Genomic DNA, 13,649 nt, shown 5'->3' with positions numbered 1-13,649 from the left:
TATTACCCGAAAGGGAGCCGTATTCGTGCATGACAGGAGTTCAGGATAAATGAGAAGCATGATGCTGATGGTCGGCGTATTGCTGCTGAGCGGGTGCAATACACCCTCACGGGTCGGCTTGCCAGAGGATCGGGCGATGGTGGAAGCCAGCCAGGCCGCTGGCCGCGCCTTGGCAGGCAAGCCCCTCCCGGCGGAAAGAATCCGCGCCGGCGATGTCCTTCGTATCGTGCGCAACACGGGGGAATCGCCGTCCATTTCGGCCTTCACCGCCAACTCGATTTATGAGCTGACCCTGTTTCAGGTGCTCAACGACGGCACCTTTTCCTACCCCTACATCGGCACCGTCAAGGCGGCCGGGCTGACGCTGCAACAGCTCAACGACTCGCTGGAGAGCAAGTTGCAGAACGTCTATCGCGAGACGGCGCTGACCATCAACATTTCCCAGTCGCCCGGTAACACGGTGTTCGTCGGCGGGGCGGTGCGCAATTCGGTCACCCTGCCCGCCAACGTCGCGACCAACCTTGAGCAGGCAATCATCGGAGCCGGTGGCGTCGCACTCGACGGCGATGCCGCTCAGGTAGCGCTGCTGCGCCAGGAAGAAAATGGCCTCTATAAAACCTACCTGTTCGACTACAGCAAGTTTCTCTGGGCCGGCACAGCGGGCGGCCCGACGGCTCCGGTGCTGCTCAAGCGTGGCGACATCGTGTTCGTTCCCAAATCTTCGGTGGGAAACAAAGTTGATGGCGTCAGCCTGTATTTCAACCAGTTGATCCCCTTCGCGAAGTCGATCGGCCTGGGCCTCAACTACGAGCTGCGCGGCAACAATTAATTGTCAGGGAACCAGACATGATCAATATCCGCTCATTTCGCGACCTGTTGCGCCTGTTCTTCATCTTCAAGCGCGAAGTCAAAATCACGGTACTGGCAACGTTCATCATCGTGTTGCTGGGCGCGTTGCTGCTGCCCAACCGTTACGAGTCCACAGCACTGCTGCTGGTAAAGCCGGGACGCGACACCAGCACCGTGCCCATTGAGCTGTCCAACCGTCAGGCCATCGTAGTGCCCAGCGCCCTGCGCGATCCGTTGCTCGACGAAGAACGCATGCTGACCGGTCGACCGATCATGCGCACGGTGTCCGAAAAATACCTGGCCGAGCTGTCGAAAGTCGAACCCCAGACCGGGTTTCTCGCGTCTGTGAAAAATACACTCAAGTCTGCCATCGGTTCGGTGGTGGACGTCGGCCGTGGCATTCTGCAGTTCATCGGGCTGGTCGAGAAACGCACCCCGGCCGAGCGGATGGCCGAGGATCTGGAGAAGAACTTCAAGGTCAGCCATGAACCGGGCTCCTCGGTGATGGAGCTGACATTCACCTGGAACGACCCGACCACCGCGCAAACCGTGCTCAAGACCTGGATCGAGGAGTATCAGGTGCAACGCACCAAGACGCTGGGTCGCGTCAGCCTCTATGCCTTCTATGAATCGGAAGTGAAATCGACAGGCAACAACATCTTTTCCTACAAGAAACAGATCCAGACCTACCTGAACCAGTTGAGCGCGGTGAGCATCGCTCAGCGCCTGGCCGACACTTCCCAGGGGCTGAACGACCTGCGCACCGAGCGTAACAACACCACCCGGGCCATCGCCTCCACCAAGGCAGGTCTGGACCTGTTGAAGAAGCAACTGAGCGAGCAGCCCAAGACGGTTTCAGCCGGACGCGAGCTGTCACTCAACCCCAACCGCCAGGACCTGCAGAACCGCATCAACGGCAAGGAGGTCGAGCGTCAGGAACTGCTGCGCTCATTCAAGGAGCAGGCACCTCCGATCCGTGCCGTGAACGAGGAAATCAACAACCTCAAGAAACTGCTCAATGAGCAGGACGCTACGATCCAGCGCTCTGAAAGCATAACGCCCAACCCGATCTACAACCGCATGCAGAACGTGTATGCCGACCAGCAGACCAGCTATGCCCGCTTGCAGACTCAGCTCGCCCAGCAAAACGCGCAGATCGCGCAACTGGAAGCTGATCGGCAACTGGCGCTGAATCTGGAACCCGAGCTGTCGCGTCTACAGAACGAACTGGACGCCGCTGAGAAAAGCTACGCGCTGTACACCGACAGCCTGGAAAAGGCGCGTATCGACCGCGAACTGGACAACAGCCAGATCAGCAACATCGCGACCATCGAAGACGCCACCTACAACCCCAGCCGAGTGTTCCCGAAAAGCCTGATGATGGTGTTGCTGGCCTTCCCGCTGAGCGTGGTGGTCGGCGGTCTGGCGCTTTACTTCTTCTACCTGCTGGACCAACGCATCCACGACGGCGACAAGATCGAGAGCAGCTTCGGCGTGCCGGTCTGGACCAGTCTTCCGGACCTGGAGCGTGCCCAGGAGCGCAGTGCTGCGTTCACCTCCAACCTGCACAGGGTGTACGGCATCCTGCCGCTGGATCAGGTGGACGAGAAAGGCCTCACCCTGGGCTTCACGTCAGTCAAGTCCGGTGCCGGTGTGAGCTTCGTGATTTCGCGACTCGCCACACTGCTCGTCGAGCAGGGCCATTTGGTGCGCACCGAGAGCCGCGCGCCGGCACGACCGGGCGAGATCGTGCTGATCAACGCCTCGGGCGTTTCCACCAACCAGGAAGCCTTTGTGCTGCTGCGCAATGCCGACCTGATTCTGCTGGTGGTCCGCGCCGAAGAAACCACCGTGCCGATGCTGGAAGACACCCTGCACAACCTCAATACCGCGTTCAAGAAAGTCGACGGCGTGATCTTCAACCGTCGCCGCTTCGAAGTGCCGGAGCAGGTTCTCAATGTCCTGAAACGAATAGGGAGCCGTGGCTGATGCGCATTGCCCTGCTTGCCCCACTGCCACCGGAGCAGAACGGCATCGCTGACTATGCCGGTCACCTCAGGCACGCTCTGGAAGGGCTGGACCTGGAAATCAGTACACCGTTGCAAGGCGTGGGCAATGACCCGCAAGCGGCTGTCGAACGTGTGAAGCAAGCCGACTGGAACGGCATTGATCTGGTGCATGCCGAACTGGGTGGCGGACGACTGGCGGAGTTCGAAGCGTTGCGTGCCCTGCGCCGTCGCTTCCCGGCGCTGCCGTTGACCGCCACGGTGCATGACCCGGAACGGCTGGTGTGGCGCAGGGAAAAACTGCCCTGGCCGCTGTCAATGGCCAGTGGCATGCGCTCTCCCTTGCCAGAAATCGCCACCGTGCTGGCAGATCCTTTGTGTCTGCATGAAGAACGGCAACTGGCGCGACAGATGACCCGTCTGGTGACGCTCACCCAGGCAGGCAGCCAGAGCCTGCGCCAGCGCATGGGGCTCAGGCCTGCGCAGATGGAGGTCATCAGCCATGGCAACCTGGCCATTGCACCCGTTGCGCTGCCCCCGCTGCAACCGATGCGCCTGCTGTACTTCGGCTTCATCTACCGTGGCAAGGGCATCGAGGACTTGCTCGACGCACTGGCAGACCTGTTCACCGCCCAGCCAGCCTTGCGTGCAACAGTCCGCCTGACCCTTGCCGGAGGCAGCGAGCCAGAGATGGCGTTCGGTCCGTCGGGCAGCTATCTCGATCAGTTGCGCCTGCGCATCAGGCAACTGGGGCTGGTCGACCTGATCGACTGGCAACTGGACCTGCCTGCCGAGCAGATTCCTCACGTCATTCAGGCCCACCACGTGATGGTTCTGCCATACCGCGAATCCAGCAAACTGAAAATCCTCGGCAAGCTGCGCGGCACCAGCGGCGCATTGTCCTGGGCCGTGGCCTGCGGGCGCGGCGTGATCACCTCGGATGCGCGCTCGTTTGCCGAGGAGGTGTCGCATGGCAACGGGATGATTTACCCGCAAGGCGATATCCAGGCACTTTCGGCGGCACTGGGCAGCGTGTGCTCAGATCCGCAACGAGTGACTCAATGGGCCGAGAAGGCTGCGGTGATGGGCAAGACCCGAGTCTGGAACCATACCGCCGAGCGCTTCAGGGACATGTTTCGCACCGCCTGCGAGGTGAAATGAAATGCAACGTCGATCTTTCGCGTGGTCATCCATCACTGCGGCCCTGCTCAGCCTGACGCTGACCGGCCCGGCCCAGGCCTCGACCGTGCTGAAGGCCCCGCGAGCGGTGGTGTGGCAGGACTTTCTGGGCGTCAATGTGCAGTTCCAGTATTTTGCGCCGCAGGTGTACGAGCAGCAGATGGCGCGGCTTGACGAGCTGGGCTTGAACTGGGTCCGCCTGACTGTTCACTGGCCGGTGATCGAGCCACAGAAAAACAAACTGGTCTTGACCGAGCTGGACGCAGCGATGGCGGCGATCAAGGCGCACCGCTACAACACCCTCGCCTACCTGGTGGGCTCTGCGCCCTTTGCCAGCACGGCACCGCCCAACGCGCAGGGCCGCGATCAGTATCCCCCCAAGGACTTTGCCACGTTTGCTGCGCGCATGACCGATCTGGCCCAACGCTATCCGCAGGTTGCCAACTGGCAGGTGTGGAATGAGCCCAACATCGTCTGGCTGCCCAAGGAAGACCCGGCAGCCTACGGGCGATTGCTGACCACGACCGCCGATGCCATTCGCGCGGTTCTCCCGGACAAGACCATCGTCACCGCAGGCATGGCGTATTACAGCCAGATGCACAGCACACCCGGCTACATGCTGCAGACCCTGCTCGACAATGGCCTGGGCACCCAGAATATCGTGGCTGCCTACCACCCGTACTCCGAGTACCCGGAAGGCGACTCGGTCGCGGACCGGGATTTTCTGGTCCGTGCCAACGCCATGAACCAGCTGCTGCACGACAACGGCGTCAGCCAGGTCTGGGCCACCGAATGGGGCTGGTCCAGTTACGACGGCCCGGTGGAGATGCAGCAACTGATCGGCACCTCCGGTCAGGCGGACTACACGTTGCGACGTCTGGCGCTGATGAGCGCTCTGGATTTTCAGCGCATCTTCCTGTTCAACCTCAGCGATCTGGATGAGCGCGCCTCGCCCAGGGATCAGGGCTATGGTCTGCTCGACCTGCAGGCCAATCCCAAACCGGTGTATGCCGCGCTCAAGCGCTTCCTGAACACGACCGGGCCGCGCCTGACACCGGCAGATCCGCCGGCAGTGAGTCAGGTGCCCGAGGACCTGTACGCAGTCACCTGGAGCCGCGACGACGGCAGCCGTCTGCTGATGTTCTGGAGCGCCAAAGGCGTCACGCTCAACTTCCCGGCCATCAATGATGCGGTACTGCATGACCCGCTGACCGGCAGCCGGATACCGTTATCCGGCACCCAGGGCATTACCCTGGCGCTCAAGCCGACCCTGCAGATTCTGGAATGGAAGCCCTGACCATGCGGATACTGTGGACACTCCCGTACCTGCCCTGGCCCACCACCAGCGGCGGCAAGACGCGCGAATATCATTTGCTGCGCAACCTGGCGGCACGCGGCCATCGCATCACCTTGCTGGTGCAGTCCAAGACCGCACTGGACGACAGTTGCCGCTCGGCGCTGGAACCCTGGCTGGAACGGCTGATCGTGATTGACCGACGTCCGCTGTTCAGCCTCAAGACGTTGCTGGCAGTCGCCTTTGCGCCGCCGCCCATGCTGGCGAGCGTCAATGGCTACTCTTCGCCGCTCGAAAAGGCGTTCGCGCAATTGCTCGAAGAAGACTGGGACGTGATCCAGTTACAGCACACCTACGCCTTTCAACCCTTCGAGCGTGCGCTGCAACGCTCGGGCAAGCCGTTCATACTGACCGAGCACAACGTTGAGTCCGACCTGGGCTCGGCGAGTTATGAACGCCTGCCGCGCTGGGCCAACGCGTTTGCTGTCTACGACCACTGGCGCTACCGGCGTTGGGAGATTCGCGTTTTCCAGCAGGCAGGCGAGCTGGTTGCCGTTACCGAAGACGACGCCAAGGCGTTGTCACGACTGAGTGGCAGAGCCACCTCGTACGTGGTCAACAGTGTGGATTGCGGCTATTACGCCAGCGTCCATGCCGACCGCACCAGCCAGCGGCTGCTGTTCATCGGCAACTACGAATACGGGCCCAACATCGACGCCATCGAATGGGCGCTGGATGAAATCCTGCCGCAGGTCTGGGCCGTATCGCCCAACGTGCGCTTCGCCATCGGCGGCTTCGCCATGCCCCAGAACTGGCGCGAGCGCTGGCCCGATCCGCGTATTGAATGGCTGGGCTTTGTACCCGACCTGCGTGCGCTTCAAGCGACAGCGGCGATCTTTTTTGCCCCGTTGCGCCAAGGCGGCGGCTCAAAGCTCAAGACACTGGAAGCCATGGCGGCCGGGCTTGCGATCGTGACCACCGCGCAAGGTGTGTCGGGCCTTGCCGTGACCAACGGCGAGCACTATCTGGGCAGTGAAGACGCCGCCGGGCTGGCCAGACTGATTACTGACAACATCGACAACCCGGCGCGTCTGGAACGGATCGGCGAAGCCGGACGCGTTTATGCGCGCGCCCGGCACGACTGGTCCGTGTCGGCCGCACAACTGGAAGTCATCTACACCCGACTTACGCTCCCAAGCAAGGATCGCGCTCATGCGTATAGGACTTGATTACCGCGCAGCAGCCGGTTATCCCACCAGCGGCATCGGCCGCCAGAACGTCGCACTGGAAACCGCATTTCGCGCCCATCCCGACGTTAAATTACAGCTGTTCGGCGTGGCCCCCTACGACCATCCGATCCGACGCCTGATTCACGTTCCCAGGTGGGCTGCGCCCGTGGACTCGGTGCACCGTCTGCCCGACCGGCTACGTTTTGAAGGCGCTTACCTGCCCAAGGCATTGCGCGATGCGGACATCCAGATCTATTTCGCCAACATCAACATGGGCCTGCCCCTGGGGCGCAAACCGGCGGGCGTGCGCTATGTGTTGCAGTTGCACGACCTGTTTCAGATCACGCAACAGAACAATCACGGTTCTCGGCTCAAGGCGCGTCTCTACCGGCTGACCGATTATCTTTCGATCGCCCATTCGATCCGGGTTGCCGATCAGGTCTGGCTGCCCTCGCAGTACACCGCAGGCGAAGTGCTGCGTCTTTTTCCCAAGGCACGGGACAAGATCCGCATCGTGCCGCTGCTGGTCGAAGGCTTCAATGGCGAGGCGGCGGACATCAGCCTGCTGCAACTGCCCGAGCGCTACTGGCTGTGCGTGGGCACCCGTGAGCCCCGCAAGAACATCAAATGGTTCGTCGATGCCTGGCAGACCGCGCGCATGCAGTTTGTCGACACGCCCGACCTGGTGCTGGTCGGCGGCGACGATCCGTTGACCGACGCTCAACGCCAGTTGCCCGGCCTGCACGTACTGAGCGGGCTGACCGATGCCGAGCTGCAGGCCGTGTATCGCGATGCCGACCGGTTGTGGCAGCCCTCGCGCTGCGAAGGCTTTGGCCTGCCGGTGATCGAGGCACTGAGCGTCGGCACGCGGGTCGCCGTGGCGACCGGCTCGTCGCTGGATGAGATCGCACCGCCGGACAGCCCGCACTTCTCGCCCACGGACAGCGGCAATCTGATCCGGCTGATGGGCACGCTGTCGAATGCTCCCGCTGAAGACCCCGCGCTGGCCAGGCAATGGGCCGCACGCTACAACCTGGACGCGTTCTGCAAACACGTGCATGCCACACTCGAGGAGTTGCGCTGATGTCGCTGGCCATGCCAATCGGGCTGTTTTTCAGTCTGCTGTTCGGCGTGATGATGTGGCTGTTGCCAATGCCTCTGGTACTGCTGGCAATCGTCGGTACGGCCTCGATCATCACGGTGATCCGGCGTCCGGTGCGCGGCCTGTTGCTGTTCTGCGTCATCGGCACGTTTATTCCGTACTCGACGGTGCAGATCGGGATTCGTACCACGGTGTCCGAAGCACTGATCATGCTGACCTGGGCCAGCTACCTGTTTCAGGCCGTGGTTCAGCATCAGACCCGGATTCCGAACATGCTGCGTACCGAGCGTCTGCTGGTGGCGCTGATGATGTTCAGTGCCTTCCCGTTTCTGATCGGCCAGTTGACCATCGTGGCCGAAGGCAATGGCCCCATCAACTGGGTACGCTGGCTGTTCAATCTGTCGGTTCTGTTTCTGGTGCCGCGCCTGCTGACCGATCTGCGCACCCTTGAACACCTGATCATCGCCCTGCTTGGCGGCACCCTGCTGATGCTGCTGCTGTCGATACCGGTGTACCTGGTCAGTGGCACGGCACTGGCCATCACGCCGATTCTCAGGGTCATGGGCTACAGCGGTGCCGATGTACTCGGCGAAGCGCTGCTGTCATTGTCCAGTCGCATGGGTTCACCCTGGATGCACCCCAACGTGGCGGGGGGCGCATTGGCGATGCTGCTGCCGCTGGCGTTCTGCTTCGGCATGACACGCACCGGTTCATCGCGCACCCTGGGCCTGACGGTGGCGGCGCTGGGTGCCATCGGGCTATTGCTGACCGGCTCGCGGGGCGCACTGCTGAGTCTGGTAGCGATCATGCTGTGGATGACGCGCCGGCGCATTCCGCACCTGGGACGCATGCTGATGGCAGGCGTGGCCATGGGCCTGGTGTTTGTGATGTTCTACCCGCCCTTGCAGGATCGCATCATGGGGCTGTTCTCCGACGACGACACCAGCACCGCGATTCGCTTCCTGGAATACAGTCACTTCCCCGCCGCCATGGCGACCTTTCCCTTCGGGATCGGCTTCAAGGTCGACCCGCCGGTCCCCGGCTATACCGAGTTCGGGATTTCCAATCTGTGGCTCAACTTCGTCTACAAGATGGGGCTGCCCGGCATGCTGCTGTTCATTGCGGTGACGATCAGTTGGTGGAAAGAAGTGCGCCCCGCTGCGGGCAGGATTGTCCTGACGCCGGAGAACGCCATCAGTCTGGGCTGCATGACCGGGGTGCTGTCTGCTTTGTTCAGCGGCCTCTTCGACCACTATTTCAGTTTCACCAACGTGCTGGTCGCGTTGTTCTGGCTGTTTGTCGGCATCAGCCTGCACGAAAGCAGGCGTTTGCGCGTGACTGCGCCAAGACCGCCCCAATCCACCGTTGCCTTACCCGAGCAGGGAGCCCTTAAATGAAACATCGCATGATGCATTCTCATAACCTGCGAGAGGCATTGCCCGACTACGCGCGCAAGATGGCGGTCCCGCTGGAAGAACTGGAAGCGACCTACCAGTGGATGCTGGACAACGAGGTCTGCTTCGAGACCCGCATCAAGGACACCACTCTGTCGTTCATCTGCTACCTGAACATCGAGCCCCGTATCGAACCGCCACTGGCCAGGCGCTTCTACCGGTTGCTGGCCAGCGAAACGCTCGGCGCGCTGATTCCGCTGTACGGGATCAACTGGCCGACCTTGCGCGACCGCATGCTGCGCACCTGGGAGCAGCTGTACAACATGATCATCTGCAAGATCCCCAGTCATACCCTGCGACTGCTGTGGTTGCGCCTGGGCGGCGCGAAGATCGGCAAAGGCTCGACCGTGTGGCGCAATACCGAGATATTGGGCGTGGACAGCCTGCGCATTGGCAACGACACCACGGTGGGCTGGCATTGCCAGCTGGATGCACGAGGAGGTCTGGTGATCGGTGATCACGTCACCATTGCCTCTCACGTGCTGATCATCGCGGGTGGACACGATTTGAACGAGCCGGAGTTCTGGGCCGTCGGCGGGCCGGTGTTCATCGGTGACTACGCCTGGATCTGCAGCAGGGCGCTGCTTTCGTTCGGTGCCAACATTGGCGAAGGCGCGGTGGTCGGCGGCAATAGCGTGGTCTCAAAGCCCGTGCCGCCCTACGCCATCGTCAGCGGACCCAATGCTGAAATCAAAGGCGAGCGCGCCCGTCATCTCAACTACAAGGTGGGCGGCAAAGGCCTGTTCACCCTATTTCACTGACAGACACGACGACGATGCTGGGTTCGACACTGTGGCTGACCCTGGCCACCCTCACCGGGCTGGCCGCCGGCTTCGCCCGCGAGTGGCTGCTGGTCGCCGCCTGGGGCGCAGGCAGCCAGAGCGACGCCTTTCTGGTCTCGATGTTTCTGCCCGAAGCCCTGCGCATGTCGCTGGCCGCCGGACTGCTCAGCGCTGCCGCCCTGCCGCTGTACCAGCAACGCACAGCCGAAGGCCAGCAACGCTGGCTGGGCGCGATGACACCGAGGCTGGCGTTGATCGGCGTACTCTTCAGCATGGTGCTCGCACTGGCTGCCGATCTGCTGGTGCGCCTGATCGGTCCCGGGCTGGATGCAGACGGCTACGCACAGGCCGGCAGCGGGCTGCGCTGGCTGGCCTGGTGCGCGCCGGGTTTTGTGCTGCACGGATTATTCTGCGTGCCTTTGCAGGCGCGCTCACGCTTTGTGCTGGCCGGGCTGGGGTCGTTACTGTTCAACCTGCCGCCAGTGATCTATCTCGCCACCCTGAGCCACGCCGCCACGCCTGCGGGGCTGGCCAGTGCCTGTGTGCTGGGTAGCGTGCTGATGCCGGGCGTGCTGCTACCAAGCCTGTATCGCTCAGGCTGGCGGCCCTGGCAATGGCAGGCAGAAACCGGCGTCGTGCGAGAACTGCTGGAGCGCATCGGACCGCTGCTGAGCAGTAACCTGGCCAGTCAGGGCCTGGCACTGCTGGAGCGGATGGTCGCCTCGCTGCTGGGCGAAGGCGCAGTGACATGGGTCAATCTGGCGCGCAAGCTGATCAACCTGCCGCTGATCGCCTTGATGAGCCTGAATCAGGTGTTGCTCGGATTGATGAGCGGCAGCGCGGGCGATCAACGTCTGAGCCTGCTGAAACGAGGCCTGGGCAGTGCCACGCTGCTGACCCTTCCGGCTGTGACTGGTCTGATCGGTGCGGCCGGAGCCCTGGTGGTCCTGTTGCTGCCCAACCAGACACACGAAGGTCCGCTGCCGGGGTTGCTCGCCTGGTTCGCCGTGCCACTGATGTTCGGTGCCTGGAATGCCCTGTTGGCCCGTTACGCCTACGCAGCCGGAGACACCCGGCTGCCGCTCAACTGCGAACTGATCGGCAGCCTGTGCAATGCCGTACTGCTTGCCCTCTTGCCCTTTGTGCTGGGGCTGACCGGCATCGCCCTCGCCGCGCTGGGTGGCGCGCTGGTGACCGGCGTGCTGCTGATGCGCCGCCAATCGCTGCTGAACGTTCTGCCGTGGCGCAGCCATTGGCTGATGGCGGCCGGGCTGATGACCGTTGCTGCGTTAGTGCTGCATCCATTGCAGAACACCTGGCTGCAACTGGGGCTCAGTTGCGCGTATGGCGCCTTGTTGCTGGTGGGCCTGGCGCTGTGGCTGAAGCCGTGGCGAGCCACGAGCCCGTCGTGATCGTTCACGCCTGCGTCTCTGTGCCGTAAGCCCCGCCAGCAGCACCTGACACAGAAAAGCGTCTGCTCGGCAGGCTGCATTCTGTCGGGTGGGCGACAGTACGTTTTCCTGCGCTCAAGCCCCGCCTGCCGACGTTCTGCACTGCTCACTGAACCGCTGCAGACTCGTCGAGACAAACTTGTCGCGGTGGCGGATCAGAAAAAACCGGCGGGTCAGCGGTGGCAAGGGGCTGTTGAGCATCTGCAGGTCCCCGCTCGCCAACAGATCAGCGACCACTCGGCGAGACAGGCAACTGATGCCGATCCCCTGAGCCAACGTGCGTTTGATCGCTTCGGAACTGCCCATCTGGCGCATGTCTTCCAGGTCATGGAGATGCCTGAGCAGCAAGTGCTCGACCTCTTCGCGAGTCCCCGAGCCCGGCTCGCGCAGCAGCCATTCAGCGTGTTGCAGATCGCTCAGCGACACCTGCTCCTGCGCAGCCAGCGGGTGATCACGCCCGGCAACGATGAGCATTTCGTCCACCAGCCAGGGCTCGGCGATCAGTTCGGGCAGATGACAGGGCGCTTCGATCAGCCCCATATCGATGTCGAATTGCGCGACCTTGCGTGCGATCAGGGCGCTGTTACCGATGTCCATGTCCACCCGCAACGAGGGTGCCGAGGCACGTAACGCTGCGACGATCTGCGGCAATACGTAGTTGCCGATGGTGCTGCTGCAGCCAATGCGCAAACGCGTATCCAGGCCCGCATCGGGCAATAGAAAACTGTCTTCGATTTGCTGAGCGCCTTCCAGTAATTGCCTGGCTTTTGGCAGCAGCGCATGCCCGTTGTCGTTAAGGACCAGCCGCTTGCCGACGCGATCGAACAAGCGAGTGCCCAACGCGCTTTCCAACTCGTTCAGGGCAGCGCTGGTTGCCGATTGAGAGAGCGAAACGGCGAGTCCCGCGCCCACGGTGCTGCCATGTTGGGTGACGGCGCAGAAAATCTGCAACTGACGCAGGTTGAGTTTCAAACGATAACTCCCGAATGCTAATCAACCTGAATAACAGGTAACGGGAATCGAGATTACCCGTTTAGAGAATTATCCGCACCTCCTTAAACTGACCCCAACAACCAGAACCGTCAGCAGGAGAACGCAATGAGCAGGTTTGCAACCGTGATCGAAGGCATGGCTCCCCTCGCCTCGCTATCAAGCCCGCGAGAAGCGATTCGCCAGTTCACGCCCAACTGGTTCGCTGTGACCATGGGCACCGGCGTCCTGTCCCTGGCCCTTGCGCAACTGCCGGGCAACATCGCCCTGCTGCGCGACATGGGCGAGGTGCTGTGGTTCTTCACCGTCGCCCTGTTTGTGCTCTTCAGTGTGATGTACGCCAGCCGCTGGCTGATGTTTTTCGACGAGGCGCGGCAAGTGTTCGGGCATTCGACGGTTTCGATGTTCTTCGGCACGATCCCCATGGGCCTGGCGACGATCATCAGTGGCCTGCTGGTGTTCGGACCAGAACACTGGGGCGATGACGTGTTTGCCGTGGCCGAAGCCCTGTGGTGGCTGGACGTGGCGATGGCCCTGGCATGCGGCGTGCTGATTCCGTTCATGATGTTCACGCGCCAGGAGCACAGTATCGAGAAGATGACAGCCGTCTGGTTGCTGCCCGTCGTGGCCGCAGAAGTGGCCGCCGCCTGCGGAGGCTTGCTGACACCGCACCTGACCGACAGCGCATCGCAGTTTACGGTGCTCATCACCAGCTACGTGCTGTGGGCCTACTCAGTGCCGGTGGCGCTGAGCATTCTGGTGATCCTGTTGCTGCGCCTGGCGCTGCACAAATTGCCGCATGAGAGCATGGCGGCATCCAGCTGGCTGGCACTGGGACCGATTGGAACGGGCGCGTTGGGCATGCTGGTGATGGGGAGCGACGCGCCTCGGGTGTTCGCCGCGCACGGCCTGGCGTCTATCGGCGACGTGGCTGCAGGTGTTGGCGTGATCGTCGGCCTGCTGTTCTGGGGGCTGGGCTTGTGGTGGATGGCGCTGGCGGCGCTGATTACGCTGCGTTACTTCAAGGCCGGTCTTGAGTTCAACCTGGGTTGGTGGGCCTTTACCTTTCCACTGGGGGTGTACGCGCTGGCGACGTTGAAGCTGGGAGCGACCTTGCAACTGGGCTTTTTCGACAGCGTCGGCATGGCACTGGTGGCTCTGCTGGCCATGATGTGGACGCTGGTCGCGACCAGGACCGTCGCAGGCGCATGGCGCGGCCATCTGTTTGTTTCACCGTGCATTGCCACCTGCCCTAACGTGGGACGTTAGGCCTAGACGAAAAGTCGGCGAGCGCGACCACTTGTCGTACAGAG

At 62.2% G+C, this 13,649-nt stretch carries 11 protein-coding genes; 10 read left to right on the top strand and 1 reads right to left on the bottom strand.

The window, feature by feature from the left end; translation table 11 throughout:
- The first annotated feature begins 49 nt into the window (after window positions 1-49).
- Genes BUB69_RS09820 through BUB69_RS09780 form a run of 9 tightly spaced genes read left to right on the top strand, consistent with a single transcriptional unit; the run spans window position 50 to window position 11,307 of the window.
- Window positions 50-829 (top strand): polysaccharide biosynthesis/export family protein, encoded by a 780-nt coding sequence (locus BUB69_RS09820; RefSeq protein WP_073165339.1) that lies wholly within the window; start codon window positions 50-52, stop codon window positions 827-829.
- Between the two features lie 17 nt (window positions 830-846).
- The gene (locus tag BUB69_RS09815) at window positions 847-2,838 is read left to right on the top strand and encodes a GumC family protein (RefSeq protein ID WP_073165336.1); all 1,992 of its coding nucleotides are present in this window, start codon (window positions 847-849) and stop codon (window positions 2,836-2,838) included.
- Window positions 2,838-4,016 (top strand): glycosyltransferase, encoded by a 1,179-nt coding sequence (locus BUB69_RS09810; RefSeq protein WP_073165332.1) that lies wholly within the window; start codon window positions 2,838-2,840, stop codon window positions 4,014-4,016. Before BUB69_RS09815 ends, BUB69_RS09810 begins: the two co-directional genes overlap by 1 nt.
- Before the next feature lies 1 nt (window position 4,017).
- Window positions 4,018-5,331: a cellulase family glycosylhydrolase gene (locus BUB69_RS09805; RefSeq protein ID WP_073165329.1), complete on the top strand. Its 1,314-nt coding sequence runs from the start codon at window positions 4,018-4,020 to the stop codon at window positions 5,329-5,331.
- 2 nt (window positions 5,332-5,333) lie between these two features.
- Window positions 5,334-6,557 (top strand): glycosyltransferase family 4 protein, encoded by a 1,224-nt coding sequence (locus tag BUB69_RS09800; RefSeq protein WP_073165691.1) that lies wholly within the window; start codon window positions 5,334-5,336, stop codon window positions 6,555-6,557.
- A complete protein-coding gene (locus tag BUB69_RS09795; RefSeq protein WP_073165326.1) occupies window positions 6,541-7,641 on the top strand; it encodes a glycosyltransferase family 4 protein in 1,101 nt (366 codons plus the stop codon). The genes BUB69_RS09800 and BUB69_RS09795 overlap by 17 nt, the downstream gene beginning before the upstream one ends.
- Window positions 7,641-9,056, top strand: a complete 1,416-nt coding sequence (locus BUB69_RS09790) for an O-antigen ligase family protein (protein ID WP_073165323.1) — start codon at window positions 7,641-7,643, stop codon at window positions 9,054-9,056. Before BUB69_RS09795 ends, BUB69_RS09790 begins: the two co-directional genes overlap by 1 nt.
- On the top strand, window positions 9,053-9,874 hold the full coding sequence (locus tag BUB69_RS09785; RefSeq protein ID WP_073165320.1) for an acyltransferase: 822 nt from the start codon (window positions 9,053-9,055) through the stop codon (window positions 9,872-9,874). The genes BUB69_RS09790 and BUB69_RS09785 overlap by 4 nt, the downstream gene beginning before the upstream one ends.
- A 14-nt stretch (window positions 9,875-9,888) precedes the next feature.
- Window positions 9,889-11,307, top strand: a complete 1,419-nt coding sequence (locus tag BUB69_RS09780; protein WP_073165317.1) for a lipid II flippase MurJ — start codon at window positions 9,889-9,891, stop codon at window positions 11,305-11,307.
- Window positions 11,308-11,421: 114 nt separating this feature from the next.
- On the opposite strand, the gene BUB69_RS09775 is transcribed toward BUB69_RS09780, so the two are convergent.
- Window positions 11,422-12,318: a LysR family transcriptional regulator gene (locus tag BUB69_RS09775; RefSeq protein WP_073165314.1), complete on the bottom strand. Its 897-nt coding sequence runs from the start codon at window positions 12,316-12,318 to the stop codon at window positions 11,422-11,424.
- 126 nt (window positions 12,319-12,444) lie between these two features.
- Here BUB69_RS09775 and BUB69_RS09770 point away from each other — a divergent pair, with 126 nt between their 5' ends.
- Complete coding sequence (locus BUB69_RS09770; protein ID WP_073165309.1) at window positions 12,445-13,605, top strand: TDT family transporter; 1,161 nt, start codon at window positions 12,445-12,447, stop codon at window positions 13,603-13,605.
- Window positions 13,606-13,649: the final 44 nt, after the last annotated feature.

Source organism: Pseudomonas asturiensis (assembly GCF_900143095.1).
In the GTDB taxonomy this organism is placed as follows: Bacteria; Pseudomonadota; Gammaproteobacteria; order Pseudomonadales; family Pseudomonadaceae; genus Aquipseudomonas; species Aquipseudomonas asturiensis.
The sequence above is the reverse complement of the archived record's forward strand: the minus strand, read 5'-3'. Positions and strand labels throughout refer to the sequence as shown.